This is a genomic window from Arthrobacter sp. 01T419 (genome assembly GCF_056398865.1).
In genome coordinates, this window is record NZ_JBFTQF010000005.1 from 464,708 (window position 1) to 483,410 (window position 18,703).

20 protein-coding genes are annotated in these 18,703 nt (G+C 63.0%); 8 read left to right on the forward strand and 12 right to left on the reverse strand.

The features are described 5' to 3' along the window. Window positions 1-85: 85 nt before the first annotated feature. Window positions 86-328 (forward strand): hypothetical protein, encoded by a 243-nt coding sequence (locus tag AC1DLO_RS11205; RefSeq protein ID WP_476889825.1) that lies wholly within the window; start codon window positions 86-88, stop codon window positions 326-328. 79 nt (window positions 329-407) lie between these two features. On the opposite strand, the gene AC1DLO_RS11210 is transcribed toward AC1DLO_RS11205, so the two are convergent. Then, window positions 408-1,028: a bifunctional 4-hydroxy-2-oxoglutarate aldolase/2-dehydro-3-deoxy-phosphogluconate aldolase gene (locus tag AC1DLO_RS11210; protein ID WP_476889799.1), complete on the reverse strand. Its 621-nt coding sequence runs from the start codon at window positions 1,026-1,028 to the stop codon at window positions 408-410. Window positions 1,029-1,186: 158 nt separating this feature from the next. Between AC1DLO_RS11210 and AC1DLO_RS11215 the strand changes: the two genes are divergently transcribed. Beyond that, window positions 1,187-2,257 (forward strand): LacI family DNA-binding transcriptional regulator, encoded by a 1,071-nt coding sequence (locus AC1DLO_RS11215; RefSeq protein ID WP_476889800.1) that lies wholly within the window; start codon window positions 1,187-1,189, stop codon window positions 2,255-2,257. A gap of 17 nt (window positions 2,258-2,274) precedes the next feature. Then, window positions 2,275-3,273: an aldo/keto reductase family protein gene (locus AC1DLO_RS11220; RefSeq protein ID WP_476889801.1), complete on the forward strand. Its 999-nt coding sequence runs from the start codon at window positions 2,275-2,277 to the stop codon at window positions 3,271-3,273. Between the two features lie 57 nt (window positions 3,274-3,330). On the opposite strand, the gene AC1DLO_RS11225 is transcribed toward AC1DLO_RS11220, so the two are convergent. The 4 genes from AC1DLO_RS11225 to AC1DLO_RS11240 form a co-directional block, all read right to left on the reverse strand. Beyond that, entirely contained in the window at window positions 3,331-3,642 is a 312-nt protein-coding gene (locus tag AC1DLO_RS11225; protein ID WP_476889802.1) for a hypothetical protein, read from the reverse strand. A 42-nt stretch (window positions 3,643-3,684) separates the two neighbouring features. Then, window positions 3,685-4,698, reverse strand: a complete 1,014-nt coding sequence (locus AC1DLO_RS11230; RefSeq protein ID WP_476889803.1) for an isopenicillin N synthase family dioxygenase — start codon at window positions 4,696-4,698, stop codon at window positions 3,685-3,687. Window positions 4,699-4,743: 45 nt separating this feature from the next. Further along, window positions 4,744-5,091 (reverse strand): VOC family protein, encoded by a 348-nt coding sequence (locus AC1DLO_RS11235; protein WP_476889804.1) that lies wholly within the window; start codon window positions 5,089-5,091, stop codon window positions 4,744-4,746. A 122-nt stretch (window positions 5,092-5,213) separates the two neighbouring features. Beyond that, a complete protein-coding gene (locus tag AC1DLO_RS11240) occupies window positions 5,214-5,606 on the reverse strand; it encodes a nuclear transport factor 2 family protein (RefSeq protein WP_476889805.1) in 393 nt (130 codons plus the stop codon). A gap of 167 nt (window positions 5,607-5,773) precedes the next feature. On the opposite strand from AC1DLO_RS11240, the gene AC1DLO_RS11245 reads away from it, so the two are divergent. After that, the gene (locus AC1DLO_RS11245; protein ID WP_476889806.1) at window positions 5,774-6,625 is read left to right on the forward strand and encodes an alpha/beta hydrolase; all 852 of its coding nucleotides are present in this window, start codon (window positions 5,774-5,776) and stop codon (window positions 6,623-6,625) included. A gap of 190 nt (window positions 6,626-6,815) precedes the next feature. Further along, window positions 6,816-7,499, forward strand: a complete 684-nt coding sequence (locus tag AC1DLO_RS11250) for a hypothetical protein (protein ID WP_476889807.1) — start codon at window positions 6,816-6,818, stop codon at window positions 7,497-7,499. 14 nt (window positions 7,500-7,513) lie between these two features. Here AC1DLO_RS11250 and AC1DLO_RS11255 read toward each other — a convergent pair whose 3' ends face one another. Beyond that, complete coding sequence (locus AC1DLO_RS11255) at window positions 7,514-8,320, reverse strand: glycoside hydrolase family 25 domain-containing protein (RefSeq protein WP_476889808.1); 807 nt, start codon at window positions 8,318-8,320, stop codon at window positions 7,514-7,516. A gap of 517 nt (window positions 8,321-8,837) precedes the next feature. On the opposite strand from AC1DLO_RS11255, the gene AC1DLO_RS11260 reads away from it, so the two are divergent. Continuing rightward, window positions 8,838-9,314 (forward strand): Hsp20/alpha crystallin family protein, encoded by a 477-nt coding sequence (locus AC1DLO_RS11260; protein WP_476889809.1) that lies wholly within the window; start codon window positions 8,838-8,840, stop codon window positions 9,312-9,314. 10 nt (window positions 9,315-9,324) lie between these two features. Here the strand turns inward: AC1DLO_RS11260 and AC1DLO_RS11265 are convergent, their stop codons facing one another. Next, window positions 9,325-10,809: an MFS transporter gene (locus AC1DLO_RS11265; protein ID WP_476889810.1), complete on the reverse strand. Its 1,485-nt coding sequence runs from the start codon at window positions 10,807-10,809 to the stop codon at window positions 9,325-9,327. A 299-nt stretch (window positions 10,810-11,108) separates the two neighbouring features. Between AC1DLO_RS11265 and AC1DLO_RS11270 the strand changes: the two genes are divergently transcribed. Beyond that, on the forward strand, window positions 11,109-11,336 hold the full coding sequence (locus tag AC1DLO_RS11270; RefSeq protein ID WP_476889811.1) for a hypothetical protein: 228 nt from the start codon (window positions 11,109-11,111) through the stop codon (window positions 11,334-11,336). An 8-nt stretch (window positions 11,337-11,344) separates the two neighbouring features. Here the strand turns inward: AC1DLO_RS11270 and AC1DLO_RS11275 are convergent, their stop codons facing one another. The 5 genes from AC1DLO_RS11275 to AC1DLO_RS11295 all read right to left on the reverse strand — a co-directional run bounded on the left by AC1DLO_RS11275 (window position 11,345) and on the right by AC1DLO_RS11295 (window position 18,221). Continuing rightward, window positions 11,345-11,761, reverse strand: a complete 417-nt coding sequence (locus AC1DLO_RS11275) for a hypothetical protein (protein ID WP_476889812.1) — start codon at window positions 11,759-11,761, stop codon at window positions 11,345-11,347. Window positions 11,762-11,870: 109 nt separating this feature from the next. Continuing rightward, a complete protein-coding gene (locus tag AC1DLO_RS11280; protein WP_476889813.1) occupies window positions 11,871-14,360 on the reverse strand; it encodes a beta-glucosidase in 2,490 nt (829 codons plus the stop codon). 44 nt (window positions 14,361-14,404) lie between these two features. Further along, a complete protein-coding gene (locus AC1DLO_RS11285; protein WP_476889814.1) occupies window positions 14,405-15,751 on the reverse strand; it encodes an MFS transporter in 1,347 nt (448 codons plus the stop codon). 38 nt (window positions 15,752-15,789) lie between these two features. After that, on the reverse strand, window positions 15,790-17,562 hold the full coding sequence (locus tag AC1DLO_RS11290; RefSeq protein ID WP_476889815.1) for a sulfatase: 1,773 nt from the start codon (window positions 17,560-17,562) through the stop codon (window positions 15,790-15,792). 41 nt (window positions 17,563-17,603) lie between these two features. Next, window positions 17,604-18,221, reverse strand: coding sequence for a PadR family transcriptional regulator (locus AC1DLO_RS11295; RefSeq protein WP_184734821.1), 618 nt, complete (start codon window positions 18,219-18,221; stop codon window positions 17,604-17,606). 222 nt (window positions 18,222-18,443) lie between these two features. Here AC1DLO_RS11295 and AC1DLO_RS11300 point away from each other — a divergent pair. After that, on the forward strand, window positions 18,444-18,703 hold a 260-nt coding region (locus AC1DLO_RS11300; RefSeq protein WP_476889816.1), incomplete at its 3' end, for an SUMF1/EgtB/PvdO family nonheme iron enzyme.

The window sequence follows — 18,703 nt, forward strand, 5'->3', positions numbered from 1 at the left end:
GTCAGCGATGGCAGGCAAGTTTGAACTGTTTGTCGATGCTCACGAACGGTACAGGTTCCGACTGAAGGCCGCGGACGGGACCGTGATGGCCGTCTCGCGGGAGTTTGAAACCAAGCCTGCGGCGGTGGCGGGTATCCGCGAGGTGCGGGCCTGCGCAGGGATGGGACTGATCACGGATCTATGTCCTCGCCAGCCGCACGCACCCGGATCAGCCGGCGAAAGCTCATCGCCGTCCACCGCGGATACAGGTCCGCCTTCGGTCCGGAAATGGTTGCGACGCGCTTTACTCTCTCGCAATCGCAGCTTCAAAGCCGATAAGTCCACGTGATGGCTGGGTTCAGTCGACCGTCCTGAAGGCTGGACGTTTTTCTGCCGAATTCCAGCAGCCTTACTGCGATTCACCGCGGCTAACGGGCCGGGTCGCGAGTCCCGATCCCTGGCGAACGGGTGGTCCATTCGGTTTCCGTGGCCCGCATCCAGGGATAAGGCAGATGATCCTCAAGGCTGACGGTTCCGACGCCTCCCCCGGCATCAACCAGGCCTACAAACTGGACGTTGGGGAAGGGCCCTTTCATGGCTTTGATCCATTCGGGTCCGAGCAGGGAAGCGGGGAAGGCCTTGAGCCAGGTCAATCCAAGGGCTTTGGCCCGGAGTATTTCGCTTGGGGTGGCCACACCGGGGAGGTGCGGGAGGCCGCGGAGGATACTTCCCCGGAGGACGCCTTCGTCCAGGCCGGGCGAGACGGTGAACGATGCGTTTGCAGATGCTGCCACGTCCAGTTGTTCGATATGGATGATGGTTCCGGCACCGACGGCGGCACCTCTCTCGGCTGCTGCGCTGGCCACGGCGGCAAGGGTCGGCACGGCTTCGGGTGTTTCGATAGTGACTTCGACGTGCTCGACGCCGGCGTCCCAGGCCCGTGTGGCGGACTTGACGGCTTCGGCGGGGGTGAGTCCGCGGAGCACTGCGATGACCGGGACCTTGAAGAAGTCATCGGCGAACCAGTTGTCGGGGTGATTGTTAACCAAAGTGTTTTCTCTCGGGGTGGTGGCGGCCTTGGCCAGGTTCCGACGCAACAAGGTCTAGGTATTATGCAGGCAGCCCCGCAGTCACCAACTCCGAGTGACGGAATAGGGGTTTCGCAAGCGCTTGCGATAGGAACCGTCACTGGGATATCCTGATGCGCATGACATCTTCGGTGGACACGGTTGCCGAACTCGCAGGGGTCTCAGTTTCAACGGTTTCCCGAGCTCTTCGAAACGTTCCTGGCATATCCGAGGAAACTCGCAAGCGCGTGCAAAGAATAGCGCGGGAACTCGGGTACGTACCCTCCATTGCAGGGTCCCGACTCGCCACGGGGAAGACACGCACGGTTGCGATCGTCACCCCGAGCCTGTCCAAGTGGTTTTTCGGCCAGGTCCTGGCGGCGGCCGGCAGCGTCATGCGTGAAGCCGGCTACGACGTGCTGCTGTACGAACTTGCGGATGAGGCCACACGCGGCAGGTTTTTCGACGGGCCTGCATTGCCGGGCCGAGCCGACGGCGTCCTCATCCTGGCCCTGCAACCAACACCTGCAGAGCTGGCGGCCCTCACGGAGCAGGGCCTTCCCCTGGCCGTCCTGGGCTCCGAACAACCAGGCTTACCGTGTGTACGGGTGGAGGACAGGGATGCGGGTCGCTCCGCCGTGCGCCACCTGCTGAACCTGGGGCATGAGCGGATCGCCTTCATCGGCATCGAGCAAGCAGCCGGAAGCACCCTGGGAGGCGTCCCCCCTGCGCATCGGTTACTTGGCTACCGCGACGCTCTCAGCGAAGCGGCGCTCGACCATCGCCCTGAGTATGAGGTCTTCGAAGAAAACACGACGGCAGGCGGATCATCAGCGATGGCCCGGTTATTGTGCGCCGAGATCCCGCCGACAGCTGTTTTCGTCGCCTCCGATGAGATGGCATTCGGCGTGCTCGGGACCCTCCGCGGTGCCGGGATCAGCGTCCCCGGAGACCTGTCCGTCGTCGGCTTCGACAACCATGAGCTTTCCGGGCTCCTCGACCTGACAACCATGGACCACTCGGTGACCCGACAAGGGGCGGAAGCGGCACGTCTCCTGGTCTCCGCCTTACAAGCATCTGAAACGAGCGAAACCACGTTGACGGTTCCGGCAACGTTGGTGGTCAGGGGCAGTACCGCACCCCCACGCCCACTGCGCACGAGAACGTACTCCCCCACGAAAACGCATAACCACCTGACAGAGACCGCCTGACAAGGAAGAAGCACGCCATGGAATACCGCAAGCTCGGCTCATCCGGCATGTACATCAGTGAACTGGCCTACGGGAACTGGGTCACCCACGGTGATCAGATCGATCAGGACACCGCAAACGCATGCGTCCGCCAGGCCCTCGACCTGGGTATCACCACTTTTGACACCGCCGACGCCTATGCCGGCACCCGTGCAGAGACGGCCCTCGGCGAAGCACTCAAAGGCGTACGGCGCGAAGGCCTGGAGATCTTCACCAAGGTCTACTTCCCCACCGGTGACGGCAAGAACGACCGAGGCCTGTCTCGCAAGCACGTCATGGAGTCCGTCAACGGTTCCCTGCGTCGCCTCGGCACGGAATACGTCGACCTCTACCAGGCCCATCGCTTCGACTACGAAACCCCGCTCGAAGAGACCATGCAGGCATTCGCGGACATCGTCCGGGCAGGCAAAGCGCTTTACGTCGGCGTCTCCGAATGGACGGTCGATGAAATCCGGGCGGGCGCCGCAATCGCCAAAGAACTGGGGATACAGCTCATTTCGAACCAGCCGCAATACTCCATGCTCTGGCGCGTCATCGAGGAGGAAGTCGTCCCCACCAGCCAGGAACTGGGCTTGGGCCAGATTTGCTGGTCACCCCTTGCCCAAGGGGTTCTCACCGGCAAATACATCCCCGGCCAGAACGCGCCCTCGGCCTCCCGCTTCGCGACGGAAGAAGGCGAGCTGAAGGCCGAGCACAAGTTCATGCGTCCCGAGGTACTCGAACGGGTCCAGGCGTTGAAACCGATCGCGGAAGAAGCCGGCCTGTCCATGGCCGCCCTCGCCCTAGCCTGGGTCCTGCAGAACAGCAACGTCTCGGCTGCCATCGTGGGGGCATCGCGACCCGAACAGCTCGTGGACAACGCCACCGCCGTCGGAATCACCCTGGATCCGGAGCTGCTGGCTCGGATCGACACGGTCCTCGACCCTGTCATTGAACGCGACCCCAGTAAGGTCGAATCCTTCACCACACGCCCTTGACTGGCCTGGCGGGTGAGAGATCCTGCCCGGGAAACCGGGCCGGACCTCTCACCCCCGCTACGCCGCCAGCCGCGACTGGATGGCTTGCCGAAGAGCTTCCAAGCTGGGCAAGCCCGAGAGGCCACCGCCGGTGCGGTAGACACGGCATGCCATGGCAGGCTCGGCCTCCGAGTCGAAGAGGTCGGTTCCGTCGATGGTGAATGTCGGGGATCCGTGGAATCCGGACGCGGCGGCTTCTTCGTCCGACATGATCTCCCTGACCGAAATCAAGGCTGGATCGTTTCCTTCCAATTCCAAAGCCCGGGAAAACAGCTCACGGGCCGCAGACCCGTGCGGGCAGTCTTGGATGGTGAGCAATTCGAAGTCCACGCACTCATTATCCTCCCGGCGCCGCCAGTCCCTCCGGCCCCGTCAGCCTGTCAGCAGGTCCTCGTGATGCTCCGCGACGACGTTCGGGTGCGCCCGAAGCCGATAGCGGAGGGCGTTGTCACCGTAAGTTTCAAGAATCGGGCTGTTCGTCGGGTCAACCGACAAGCCGCGGGCCTTCGCTTGAAACTCCGGGCTCACCGCCAACTGCGGCATCCTCGCGTCCAGCGCAGGATTGTAGAAAAAGGGCAGGGATATCCGGTCAGTGCCTCGAAGAGGCGAGATCACGCGGTGCAGGGTTGCCTTGAGGTAGCCGTTCGTGGCCAGTTCCAGCATTTCGCCGATGTTGACCACAAAGGTTCCCGGCACTTGGGGCGCGTCGATCCACTTCCCTTGGTACTCGACCTGGAGGCCGCCCTTCCCGGGCTCCACGAGGAGCAGCGTCAGCACGCCTCCATCGCGGTGGGACCCGACGCCCTGTTTTGGTTCCGGGTTGGACTCCCCCGGATATCGGACAATCTTGAGCACCGGGAAAGCCCGTGCGGCGAATGCAGCATCAAAAGTGTCCTCGGGCGCGCCGAGCGAAACTGCCAAGGCCCTCAGCAGGGTAAGGGAAATGGCACTCAACCGTTCGGTCCATTCTGAGACGATCCCCTGCATTTCCGGGAGCGCCGCCGGCCACAGATTGGGCCCTTCCAGGCGCCAATAGTCCGCAACACCCGGACCCGGCTCCACGGCGTCACGTTCGACGCCGATGTCGATCTGCTCGCGCCAATCAACCCCACCGTCAGTTAGCTCACCGCCGACCCGGGTGTAGCCGCGAAACTGGGGACTATGGATATTCTCGATCGCAAGCTTTTCCTCTTCGGGCAGATCGAAGAAGCGGCGCGACACGTCGAGAATGGCGTCCGTCAACTCCTGCGGGATGCCGTGGCCGGCCAGGTAGAGAAAACCAACTTCATGCATGGCATCGCGCAGTTCGTCACGGAACCGGGCAGCCTCTTCCGGTCCGGCATTCAAACGTGAGAAATCGAGTACGGGCAATGTATCGAGTGTCACTGCACTTCGTCCTTTTCATCGATGCTGGAAGGTGTCTGTTCCCCGTCACCCAGGTTGTTTTGGACGCCACACACCGAAACGGTTGCCTTGCGGGTCCAGGAGGTGCGCGAACTCGATGGCGCCGTTGTCGACGAACGGGAGGGCCACACTCGCACCGAGCGACTCGGCCCGGGCGATCGCGGCCTTCACGTCGTCGACTTGCACATAGAAGATCGCCCAGGATGTCCTGTCCAGCGAGGAGGTGTTCCATAGCCCACCCTTGTCGCCATTCACCATCTGGTAGCCGACGGGCGAAGACTCACCAAAAGTCCAGTTGAAAAGCGGGCCGTAGAAGCTCCGCGCGGCATCCGGGTCCGGCGAACCGACTTCAAAGTAGTTCACTGTGGCGGCCATGACTCTTTCCTTTCCACTTCCGCCGGGATTAGGCGGAGACTCCTTGAATGGTCTGGACGGGCGGACATGCCAAGCAATAGACCTCACCACTCGGGATGTCAAGGAGTTTTGGTGGACGACCTTCAGGTCCAGAACTCGTCGGCCTTGGCCGTGTCCTCGAAGAACTCCCGGCCCTCGACGACCTTTCCATCGCGCAGCACGAAGGAGATGACGGTTGCGATGTCCAGGGTCTTCCCGTTGTTTTCGGCGCGGGTTTGCTGAATCGCTAATGTGTGGTTTTCTCCGCCGACAATGTCCTGGACTGCCGCTTGGAAGGAACCTTGCGATCGCGCCCCCAGCTCGCCGAAGTAGGCGAGGATGGCGTCGCGTCCTTGCTTCGTTCCGGACAGCACGCCGCTTCCAGCCGCGTACCAGACTGCGTCCTCCGCGAACAGCTCGCTGAGCGTCGCCAGATCTCCTCCGTTGAAGGCCTCATAGCCTTGCCGGACCAATTCGGCGTTTTCTGTGGCTCCCATGTCGGATACCTCTCCGTCATCCTCGTCGGTCAAATGGGACGGATTAAGGCTATTCCTGGCCAGGGTGCCTGTCGATGGAGTTCAGCAAGCCCAGGCCTCGTCCGACGGCTGCAAGCGGTGGTTCAGTGGCAAACTTAATCACCATGAACCCACAAGGAGGGCAAGCCGTGATTGACTCTGCTGGGGCAATTCTTCACGACGGCACGACGATCCCCATAACCATCCAGGGGAACGGGCGTGCGCTGATGGTCCCAGTGCGCCTCACTCCCTATCTGCCCGAGGAAGCCGACACAATGCGCCGGTGGGGCGCTGATCCAGACCTGGGACCCAACTTGGTCAAAGGACTCGCACGATCACACCGGGTCATCGTTGCCGATTACGAGGGCCATCGGATGGCGCACCCCGCACCGGACACCCTTTCCCCCTTGAATGTCACGGCTGATCTGCTTGCCATCGCCGATGCCGCTGATGCTGAGGCCTTCGCCTACTACGGCTACTCCTGGCTGGCGCTCTGCGGGTTGCAACTGGCAATCCGCACCGACCGCCTCTGGGCATTGGCCATGGGCGGATACCCGCCCCTCGATGGACCCTACGAGAGCATGCTGGCGGTCACCCGGGCAGCACACTCGATGGCCGCACAATCTGCCAATCAGGTTCCTTCACCGGCCTCTGACGTTGAGCCTGGAGACTGGGATTCGGTTCCCGTTCAAACGAACGAGGCACAAACGCGCCAATTCGTCACTCTCTACGAGGCTCTCCAGGACTTCGACGATTCCTCTGCATTGGTCCCTCGCGATTTGCCGAGGCTAGCCTTCGCCGGCGCGGAGGACCGAATCGAATACGGACCCGCATGGGGCAATGTCCACGTCAAGATCGGTGAGCCCCTGGCGTTACACAAGCAATCCCTCATTGAGGCTGGATGGGATGTCCAAGTACTTCCCGGCCTCGACCACATCAGCGCGATGCACAGCTCCGTCGTCCTGCCTCTCCTGACGGACTGGCTCCAGGGGATCCGCTAGTTTTCTGAGTCCGTCCCTTCGATGAGCGGCATCGCAGACCGTGTCCAGCCCGCGACGACGGCGCGCCGCAACCCCAAATTCTACGGGCGAGAGCGCCTGTTCCCCCCGGAAACTCCACCCACCGCCAAGCGCGCCGCCTTCCTGGCTTTGGCCCCTTGAGACAGGTCCGGGCCGGTGGGACGATGAAGCGGTGAACCCCTTCTTCGATTTCCTCAGCCATTACTGGTGGCTGGTCTTTCCCCTGAGCGGCTTGGCTGGCGGATGGGCGCGGTCCTGGTCCAGGGCCAGCGAACAGCGGCATCGCCGTCGGGTGGAACTCTACCGGCTCCAGAGCGAGGCGACGCAGGCCGAGCAGGCCAGCCAAACGGAAGTCCTCCGGCTGCAAGAGGCTCATGACGCGATGAACCGGCGATGGCTGGACTACGAGCTTGACGTCGGGAAACTCATTGATTTTCCCGCTATGTCAGATGTGCGCGAACCGCTCACCGTGGCCTTCCTTCGGGCCAAACGGGAGGCGGACGGTTTGCGCCCTGCGGCACCGGGAGACATGACGACGGCGGCCCGGCTGGCGGAATACCGCGCCGCCGTGCGCAGCTTTGAATTGGCGTTTGATGTAGCCGAGCGAGAAGCCAAACGCGTCAAGGACAGCAATTTTTCCGAGCCCGAGCGTCAGCGGCTCGCCACCGCCAGGAAGTTGCTCAGAATCGCTTCGGACAGCGCGGCGACGCCGGCAGAGCGGCAGACAGCCTACAAGCGTGCCCGGCGCGAATTGGACGGCCTGATTGTCCTTCCGGAAGCGACCATCGCAGCTCTGGAAGAGAAAGTCGCCGGAATGCTCGACGCTCCGAAGGCCGCGGACTTCCATCAGAGCTGACACGCGTTGGTGGGTCAGACGCAGGAAGTGTCGTAGTCGAAACCGCCCGAGACGTATTGGGTGAGGGTGACCTTGCCACCGCCGGTCAGGGGTGCGTTGGAACATTTGCGTTTCGCCAAGGCCAGCGAACTCGCCCCCGGCAGCCAGCTGCCCAAGGTGTAGAGGCTGCTCGATGACGGAACCGTCCCGACGATCTGGTTCCACTGGGCTGCGGTGGAGTAGAGACCCGCGGAGGTCCCAATGCTCGCGAAGTAGGCCACCATGCCCTCCAGGTCCGCCCTGTTCGCCGTCTGGTCCGTAGACCAGCTATTGCCCGTCTCGACATCTAGCCACCAAGTGTAAGAGCCGGGGTTGCTCACTCCACGGATGTTCGCGTCGTCATACGCCTTGGCGTACCCGTACATGTAGGAGCAAGCGGCATCAACGCTTCCGCTCGTGCATTGTCCGTACGGATTGCTCACTGCGGTCCCGCCATAGGTGTTACTCGTGGGCCACCACGACCCGGCCGCGCCGGGATTGGCGGTATTCGCATAAAGGGCAACCAGCGGCTGAGCCGTCCCGCCCTTCGATGTACGTGCCCAGGTCAGCTCTGCGGCCAGGCACGGGTTCGTGGTGTTGGCCAAGCCATTGTTCACGCCCACAATGGCGAACGTCTGGCCTTTTGGCAGGGTCTTGCCGCATTGTGGCCAGGACACGTCGTTGCCGCTTCCTGGGGTGGCTGCCTCCGCCGGCACCGCAACCAGCAACAGGACGGCAGCTATCACCACCGAGCAAAACAGCCGAATGCGCAAAGTTGGGGATGCAGCGCCGGGAGAGAACATCGTCGGCCTTCCTGGAAGAGCAAAGCGAACAGGCACCAGCATGCTCGCGTTGGGTCCACCCGGTCAAGGCATCTCGAGTTCCATCAGACGGGCCCGGACCTCCGGCACCAAAGCGCTAGAAGGTCCTTGGAGCCCTTCTCAGTGTTTGACGCGATGAATGATCACGTACTTGTGATGCTTCCTGTGGCGAGTCTTCGAACGAACTGGAGTCAGTCCTAGAGGGGGCAACCCAAGAGCTTTCCGTCTGGCCGCCAACCGAATATTCGCGTAAATCAGGAAGACTATGAAGCCTAGCGATGGGATGAGTAGCACGAGTATCCACGGTAAATTGCCCACGGCGCGCCTCCTATGCTCAGTTTCCGACTGAGCACACCGGACGTCAAGATTGGGCAGTCGATCCATGGGCGCCGACTCCGAAAGAGCCCGGGGCTATCCACGCGAGCACGCTAGGCGTAGCTTCTTTCTCATCCCAGCAAGTCCGTATTGGCTGGCAATGGGCACCTATCAGGAGGTCATCATGGACAACTTTCTCCGACGCAGCGGACTCGAAGTCCCGGAGCCCGTCCGACGCTTCCTCCAAAGCGAAGCTGACCCTTCGCTTCGCATCGAGCAATACCAAGAGGGGGACACACTTGTTGTCCGAATCGATCTGCCGGGAATCGACCCCGAGACGGACGTCGACATCAGCGTCGACGACGACACCCTGCACATTCAGGCGCGGCGCGAGGAGAACGCAGAACATGTAGTCAAGAAGGGTTACCGCAGCGAGCTCCGCTACGGTGAACGCTCCCGTAGCATCACTCTCCCCCGTGGGGTGAGCGGGGACGGCATTCTTGCCACTTATGAGGACGGCGTCCTCGAAATCCGCGTTCAGCTCCCCGAACAGTCAGAGTCCCGCACCACGAAAATCCGTGTGGTCCGTACGGGTGGCCACGAAGCAGGTGGCCACGAAGAAAATCAGTCTCCAGAGGAGCCGGAGAACTACGTCACCTGAGGAGGCAAAGCTAAGGGCCGCCTTCTTGCACGTTTGGTGGCCGCACTTTTTGGAGCTGCGACCCTGTGGCCTTGCCCTGAGGAGCTGTAGCATCAAGGACCGTGGAGGGCATTGCGAGGACAGCGACGATGGTGAGCGCGGCGCTTACCAACACGGCGAGGAATACTGCCGCAGAGGCCGATACGATCGCCTGCGAATTCTTCCCGCCTCCGGGACTGCCTGCGTAGATTGCATTTGCCACGGCCCCGTAGACGGCGACACCGAGAGAACTGCCGATGGACCTGGCGAAGAGGTTGGTGCCAGTCACCACTCCGCGCTCGTTCCAATCGACACTTGACTGGGCAGCGATCAGGCTAGGAGTCGCAAGGAGCCCCAGTCCGAGCCCGGCGACAAAACAGCTGACGGCAACCAGCACAACGTTCGGCGTGTAGGCCGTGACGGCGAGGACCAACGAGCCGATGAGCGTGACCGTGATACCGATCAAGGCTGTTGCCCTGAATCCGATTCGAAGGTAGAAACGTCCCGACTGTGATGCGCTGATCGGCCAACCGATTGTCAGGGCCGCCAAGGAAAGGCCCGCAAGAACCGGCGAGACTGAAAGCGCTCCTTGGAGGAAAGTGGGAACGTACGAGGTAAGGCCAAGCACTATGGCTCCGGCGCCGAAAGAGATCAATGCCGTGGTGATGAGAAGGCGCCTCGAGACGACCCATCGCGGCAGGACAGGTTCGGCTGCTCGCCTTTCGATCAGGACGAAAGCAATGAATAAAATTGAACCAACTGCGAACACTGCGATGCTGATCGGGGAGCCCCACGCCCATGCCTGGCCGCCCTCCAAAGCTCCGAGGATTACGAGGGTCAAACTGACCGTGAAAAGAGCTGCTCCCAGATAGTCGACCCGGTGCTTGATCCGGTCGATGTTCTCGTGGAACCTTTGAACCAACATCCACGCAGCCACGAGGCACAGAGGGATGTTGACAAGGAAGATTCCACGCCAAAGCCCAAGCGAAGAGAACACCCCGCCGAGGGTCGGGCCCACCACAGACGAGACAGCCCACACGCTGGCGAGGTAGCCTTGCACCTTCGCGCGCTCTGCTAACGAATAGATATCCCCGGCGATGGTGATGGCAACGGGCAGGACCGCGCCGGCACCCAAGCCCTGCACGACGCGGAACACGATGAGCGTAGGCATGCTCCACGCCAAACCACAGAGGATCGAGCCGAGCAGGAAGAGCCCAATGCCAGTAAGAATGATCGGCTTCCGACCTGCCATGTCGGAGAGTTTCGCGTAAACCGGAACCGACACCGCCTGCGCAAGGAGGTATGCCGAGAAGAGCCAAGGGAACGAAGCGAACCCGCCGATTTCGCGCACAATCGAAGGCACCGCGGTCGCCACGATGGTGGCGTCGATTGCGACGAGGCCGCTCGACAGCATCAGGGCTATGAGTACCGGGCCCCGTTTGGAACGGAAGCCGACGCCTTCGCTTGGAGTTGTCATCTCATCGTCCGTTTGGAGCGCTAACTATTTTGCATGGAATTCAACACTTCAGGCCACGGGGCTAACCGTCCACGACTCTCCTTGTCTGATCACGCTAGGCGCATCCGCAGTTGGACGCAATTACTGGCTTGCGGATTCGCTCATAACCCGCAAGCCGTCGCGGACTTGCCCTCACGGGCACAAATGCGCGGCTTCGGAAAGGCCTGTCATTCCCCTCTACCCCGGCGTATCCTAATTACGCTTCCGGCACCGGCCTCGGCCGGCATCTTTCTCTGTACCCACTCAGTTAGGCGTCATCCATGGAGATGAACATCAGGGACCACTGGGACAGGCTCACCCCCGAAACGCAGCGGTGGCTCACCGACAACCCCGGATGCGTGGTCCTGCCGCGGACCATTGCCGAAATAATCCACCAGGAAACCGGCATCACTCCGGACTCCGACCAGCACAGCCAGGTCAGCCTCTCCCCCGAGGATCTCAGCTTCATCCGCGCCAAGGCTGAAGTCGCCCCGGCCGGCCCTGCGTAACTCGCCCGTCAGGCGTCGCCTTCTTCATCGGGTGGCGCTGGTTCATCGGGTGGCGCTGGTCGATCGGCTGATTTGCGTACTGGACCCACCGTTCCGTCCGCGCCGTAATCCCCCTCGGCGTACTGGCCGATTTCCGACGCCGCAGTGCGCCCCGGAACGGTTCCCGCGTCGCCAAGGTCTGCCCTTGCATAGCGCCCAGACTCTCTGGCTTTCCTGCCGAGAGGCTCGGGCAGACCCCCTTGGCTTCCGGCGGCGCCGTAGTCGCCTTCGCTATATTGGCCTTCTTCGTCTTCCGAGTGCCGCCCGGGCTGCGTTCCCGTCTTCCCGTAGTTGCCCTCGACGTACCGGCCCCGGAGCTCCGGCTCCTCGGAAACTTCGCGTTCCTCGTCTTCAGTGGGTTCTTCGACGCCGCTGCTGTCGGTCATGATCTTGCCTTTCCCGCAACCAACTTTGCGTCCCTTGGCGCCTCTTAAGTCTATCGACGGCGATTGCGGCACAACAGGGCGGACAGGGTGGGGCGGCAAGAACGCGTTGCTAGGCGTTGAGCCTCAAGTCCACGGCAAGTGGAAGCTCGCTGACTGAGGTGCCGATGCGCAGGCGGTAGTCCCCGGGTTCGTATTGCCAGCCGTTGTCCCAGTAGGCGAGCATCCGGGTGGGCACGTTCAGGGTGGCAGTGACGGTTTCGCCGGATTCGGCCCACACTGGTGCGGAGGCGACGAGCCAGCGAACGGGACGATCGACAGCAGAGCCGGGCCGTTCGGCGTAGACCTGGACAACTTGCTTGCCGGGCCGGGTGCCGGTGTTGGACAGGGTCACGTGGAGGGCTACGACGGCGCCGGGCGCCGCAGTAACGGGAGCGCCAACGGAGTCAAGGGTCCAGTTGGTGTAACCGAGTCCGTGCCCGAATTCGTAGGCCGGCTTCAATCCTGCCTTCAGCCAGGCCCGATAGCCGATGTGGACACCTTCCTCGTACACCAACTTTCCCTCGGCGTCGGGCGTGGTGTTGAGGACAGGCACGTCTTCCTGCGTGGCGGGCCAGGTGGTGGGGAGCCGCCCGCCGGGTTCGGCGGCGCCGGTGAGGATGTCGGCGAGGGCAGTGCCGAATTCCTGGCCACCGAAGTACCCGATGAGGATCGCGCCCACTTCGTCCCGCCAAGGCAGCAGCACCGGGGCCCCGGAGTTCACCACCACCACGGTGCGCGGGTTGGCCGCGGCGACGGCACGGACCAGCCGGTCCTGCAGGCCCGGAAGCCCCAGGGTGGTTCGGTCGTAGCCTTCGGATTCCACCCTCGAGTTCGTGCCGACCACGACGACGGCGACCTCCGCCGCCCGGGCCGCCTCAACGGCGTCGTTGATCAGGGCCTCGGGGTCGGTATCGTCCGCTTCGAGCCCGATGGTCACGGCCAGGGCGTTGGACAGGGACCCGGTGCGGCCGGCAAGGTCCAGTTCCACCGTCACTTCCAAAGGCACACCAGCGAAAGCACGGACCGGGACGGAGGCCGAGGGCGGGGCGAGGAACGCCGCGCCTAGGTCCGTGCCCGTGGCCTCGATGGTTGCCTCGCGGGCCAGGACCCCGTCCACGAAAATACGGCCATGCCCCACCGTGGAGAAGCCCAGGTGGATCATGCCGGTCTCCCCGGGGGTGTACAGGGTGTGGAACTGCACCATGGAGGACTCCGCGATCGGAGCGTCCCCGCCGAACCAGACCAACGCGGTAGAGCGGCGGTCCTCGGCGAGGAGTTCGGTTCCCGTGGATGCAAAGAAGCGCACCCGCAGCCCGGGCCCGCCTGTCACCGGGTTCCTCAATTGCTCCAGGGGTAGTTCGGCAATGCCTTCCTGGACTACCGCACCCACGCTGTAGCTGACCTTGTCCGGGCCGTACGCAGCACGGATCCCGTCCAACGGCGTGACGATCTTCTCTGGAACCACGGTCGCGGAGCCGCCACCTTGGGTCCGGGCATGGCGGGCATTGTGTCCGATCACCGCAACCCTGGCAACCGACGCCGGAGCCAGCGGCAGCACGCCGTCGTTCTTCACCATCACTGTCCCGGCCACGGACGCCTCCCGGGCGAACACGACCGGGTCCTCCTGGTTTACGGGCTCAGCGGCCACGGGCTCAAAACCTTCCAGGGCACCCACCCGTGCGGCGAGCTGCAGGATCCGCAGCACCTTCCGGTCGATCGCGGCCTCGGGAACCGTCCCGCATTTCACCGCCAGTACGAGTTCCGAGCCCCACGGCCCCTCCGGGCCGGGCATGGCCAGATCTTGGGAGTGGTTGGCGCTTTCCACGCTGCGCACGGCGGTCCAGTCGCTGATCACCACGCCGTCGAAGTCCCATTCGCTGTTCAGCGGGGACTCCAGCAACTCGTTCTCCGTGGCCGTGGCGCCGTTGATCGAGTTATAGGCGCTCATCACCAGCCACGCCTTCGATTCGACAATGGCCTTCTCGAACGCCAGCAAATACAGCTCACGCAGGGCGCGGCCCCCCACCCTGACATCCACGGTGAACCGGTCCGTCTCCGAATCATTGGCAACATAATGCTTGGGGGTGGCACCCACCCCGTTGCGCTGCACGCCCGCCACATACGCCGCCGCGAGTTCCGCGGTCAGGACCGGATCCTCGCTGAACGCCTCGAAATGCCGGCCGCCCAACGGGGAACGGTGCAGGTTGATGGTCGGGCCGAGCACGACGTCGACGCCCTTGCGGCGCGCTTCCACCGCCGACGCCGCCCCCAGACGGTCCGCGATCGCCGGATCCCAGGACGAACTGATGGCGGTCGCTGACGGGAAGTTTATCGAGGGCTGCCGCTCATCCCACACCTCGCCACGCACCCCCGACGGCCCGTCCGAGAACAGCATCCGCCGCAGCCCGATCTTCTCCACCGGCCACGTCGTCCAAAAATCCCGGCCTGTCAGCAACCTGACCTTCTCCTCAAGGCTCAACCGGGCCAGAAGGGATTCGAGGCGCTGGTCGGTGGCAATCTGATCTACTGAACAGCGTTCCGGGGAGAGCATTTCCATCATGGGTTCCTATCTAGAAGGTAATTTTGCTGTTGGCCGGCGGCGCGTCAGCCTTCGCGCAGGGCTTCCTGGCGCCGTTTCTCGAGGGTGTCCCGGACGCGGGCGACATCCTGGGGATAGCAAAAGTAGAGGCCGGTCAGGACAGCGGCGTTGACGAGCATGAGGATGACGAGGGTCCAGAGGAACGCCGCCTGGATCCCGAGGGTCGAGGCCAGGGCCCCGGCACCGAGGGAGAAGACGGCCCAGCCCATGGTCTCGAACACGGTGAGGAAGATCGCGAAGGCTTGGTTACGTAGTTCGGGCAAAATGACGGCGGCGACGATGGGCCGGTTTGCGGGTGGGTTCGCGCCTTGGGCGAAGCCCAGGATGGCCCAGAAGATGCCGTAGATGAAGATGCCCTCATAGTGGAACTGGGTAGCGAAGAAGGCAACCACAGCGAAGAGCACCTGCGCGCCCTGGAGGTAGGCGATCCGGCCTTTGTCAGGCAGGAGACGGTCCAAGAGTGCCACGAACCAGCCGCCGCCCGCGGTTCCGGCAAAGTACCCGATGCCGAACGGGACAAGGACGACTGCGGCGACGGCATTCGTGAACCCGCGTTCGGCAACCAGGAATTGGATACCGAAGATCGCGATCAGCAGGTGCCCGGACAACAGCCGCGAGAGCATCATCAGGGAGAAAGAGGGGATTTTGAAGAGTGAAATCACTGACCGCACGGTGACCTTGGGAATCACGCGGTCGCGGCTGGAGAGGTCCGCCAGCTGCTTTTCGGACGCTCCCACACCGGGGTCGCGGAGGAGTACGGCGACGGCGAGGCCAGCGACAACGCAGATGCCGCCGATGGTCCACATGCCGTAACGCCAGCCGTCCGACAGGCCCGTGAACAGGGCGATAACCGGGGCGATGAAAGAGCTGATCAGGCTCATGAAGCCGTAGAAGTAGCCGGCCGCTTTCCCCCGTTGGGAGTCGTCGAATGAGTCGGCGATGATGGCATTGGCGATGGGGCTGCCGCCGATAATGGACGCCGACATCAGGGTATTGAAGATCAGCAGCTGGGTGAAGTCATGGGAGAAACCGGCAGCGATGCCGAACGCTCCCCCGGTCAGGGTTGTCGCAATGAGCGCATTGCGACGACCAATCCGGCCAGCGAGCCATGCCCAGGCCGGCCCGGCCGGGACGGCGATGAGCTTTCCAAGGGCAGCGAGAAGGCCGAGGTGGCTGCTTTGCAGCTTCATTGCCGCGGCGATCGTGGGGAACAGGGTGGCGCTGAGTCCTGCTTCGGTGTTGTCAACGACGGTGACGCCTGTGAGGGTGGCCAGGTTCCGCCAGCGGTGCGGAACGTGATGGGCCTGAGTCGAGCCTTCGGATGCAGTTGATTTAGCGGTTTGGGTTGCCATGAGGTGTCCTGTCTACATTGGCAGGCGGAAAAGGGGGGTCATGCTGTGGGGACTGTGGCGAGTTCCTCCGCCAGTTGGACCAGCAGGGTGACCGGGATAGGGCTGACCTTTGCCAGTTGGTGGAGCGTGAGCTGAGCGGGGATGTTGATCAGTTCGGTGGAAACAAGCTGCGGTAGGTGCCGTTCAAGGCTGTCTCGATAGCGCGGATCCTGCATGAGCTCAAGGATCGGGGTATTCAAGGCTGCACCGTCGTCGGGGAACTCCACTAGCGGCGGGAGGGGCTCCAGGGCGGCCGTGGAACGCGCCGCTTGCCGACGGACTTGAAGATGTTCCTTCCCGGGGACGCTGTGGAACGGAATGCCGAGCCGTTCGAATTGGCTGCGGGGGGCGTCGCTTGCGTGCATGAGTTCGGCGAGCAGCTGCAACATTCGCAGTTCGGTGTCGTCGTCGGTGAGGGGGGTGTTCTGTTCCGGATCGGTCTTGAGATCGAACAGCAAGGTTCCGTGCGCCCACGAGTTCATGAACGAGGTGGCCGGCATTTTCATGGTGCGCAGGCCCTTCGTGAAAGAGAAAGGGTCCGCGGGCTGCCAATCGGAGAGATCCGGGACAGCAAACCGGGAGCGCATGTGGGTAGGCATGAGGGTGTAGTCCTCGAGCGGAGCGTTCGAGGCGTCAGCTGCCGCTCTCATGTAGACGTAACGGCCATCGGTGGCATTGACGTGACCGCCGTGGATTCCGAAGAGCGCGGCTTCACGCACTTGAGTGTCGTCTTCGAGAACGACGGCGAGATCCCGGCCCTGCATGTCCGGCGTCGGCTCGAGCCCGAAGTAGCGGAGCATCGTGGGGGCGATGTCGATCGTCTGGGCGAGGGCGCCGCGGCGGGTGTCGCGACCAGCGGTTCGCGGGTCCCACAGGAACATCGGCAGGTGCACCAGCTCGTTGAACCACGGTTGGACCGATTTCGCCCACCATCCGTGCTCACCGAGCAGGAAGCCGTGGTCGGTGTTGACCAACAGCAGGGTGTCCTTCCACATGTCGTACTGGTCCATCGCATCCAGGACCCTGCCCAGGGATTTGTCGCACATGGAGACGAGGGCTGCGTATTCGTAGCGGGCGTGGTCCACTTGGGACTGGGGTTCGGTGACTTTCTGGTAGTCGGGCCAGTCGAACCCTGGGCCGTCGTAGTTGTGCGGATACATTTCTTTGAACGCCGGGTGGGTGAAGAAGGGCTCGTGCGGGTCGAAGAGCTCGATTTGGAGCATCCACTGGTCGGCGGCCTGGTTGGTGTCGATAAAGTGCAGACCGGCGTCGACGGTGCGGGTCTGGGAGTGCTCCGCCTCGGTGGGCATGTAGCTGCGGTTGATGACGTCCTGGCGCTTCATGCCCGAGCGCCAGTCGCTGGCACCGCCGTCGTCCGCTGACTGGGCGACAACGCCCTTCCAGGGGTCGCCCTCCTGGCCGCGGAAGAACTCCCACGTCGTGTAACGGGGGTGGTACGTGGCACCGCCGTCCTCCCAGTAGTGGGGGTGGTCGGATGCTAGGTGTGTGTGCACACCAGCTTTGCCGAGCATCTCGGGCATGGAGTCGTCGAACGGCTCCAACGGGCCCCAGCTACGGTGCAGGAAGTTGTAGCGGCCAGTGTGCATCTCGCGGCGCGCGGGCATGCACGGCATCGATCCGGCGTAGAAATTCTCGAAGGTGACCGACTTCGCGGCGAGACGGACGAAGTTCGGCGCTTCGACGATGGTGTCGGCATACGGGGAAAGCATGTGCCTGTTCAGGCTGTCGAACATGAGGATGATGGCCCTCATCATGGTCCTTTCAAGAGCTGGGACGACGTCGTCCCGCTCGGTCAGCGGGCGACGTCGGCGGGGGTGGCATCGCCGGGAAGTGCGGTGAGGGAACGCGACGATAATTTCCCATCGAGGAGGTCTTTGCGGAGCTCGATCATGGCAGCGACGTGCGCGTCGATCGCCGCGGCGCCGAGGCGGTGGAGCCTCTCGCCGAGCGAATCGGCGAATTCGGAATCGAACGGGATAGTCGGCGCCCAGTCCTCGCGGCGATCCCGGTAGCGGTACCTGGCGATTTCCTCCTGCCGGGTATGGATCTCAATATCCAGGAGGCGCAACAACTGTTCTGCGCTCATGAACCCGGCAAAGCTCAGGCGCGCGCCGAACTCTGGGTCTTGGAATCGAGATGGCGGCTGGTAGGGGCCGGTCAGCCAGTCGAGGAAGACGGTGGCCCCCTCCCCGGTCACGCGGTAGGTCTTGGCATCCTGAGCCCCGGGACGGGGCTCCACCGTGTGCGTCACCCAGCCCTGCTTCTCCATCCCGGCGAGCGATCGGTAGACCTGGCTCATCTGCGTGTTCGAGCGGAGAAACCGGCCGTGCACGTCGAGGTATTTTTTCAGGTCATAACCCGTGCCAGGGTGTTCCAGCAGCACCCCTAAAAGGATGTTTTCAAGCTTCATTGGTTCTCTCCGATGACGATCCAACTATCGTGACGTGGCTCACGTCCTAAAAGAAGAATGACACAAGTGGAATGCTTCGTCAATGACACAAGTGGAATGCGTGGTCAAGGGAACAAGTGGAGTGCTTTTGCTAGGCTAAGTACACGCGCGGCGGGCTTCGGCCGGCCTGCCTCCGGGCCCATCCCTCAGGCGATCAGCCGCAGTTCCTAGTAAAGGAAACGCATGGAATCAACGGATTCACCCCTTGGTGCGGGCTGCTGCTCCCCGTCGCGGGCCTCGGCTCGGCTAGCCGCCGTCAACCGCGGCACTCCCCGGGAATCCTCGCCCGCCCAACACGAGGACGTGCTGATTCCCGGCGGCGTGTTTGCCATGGGAGACGCCTTTGGCGAGGGGTACCCCGCCGACGGCGAGGGCCCCGTGCATGACGTGCGCCTCGATGCCTTCCGTATTGATGCGACCGCGGTCACCAACCGGATGTTCGC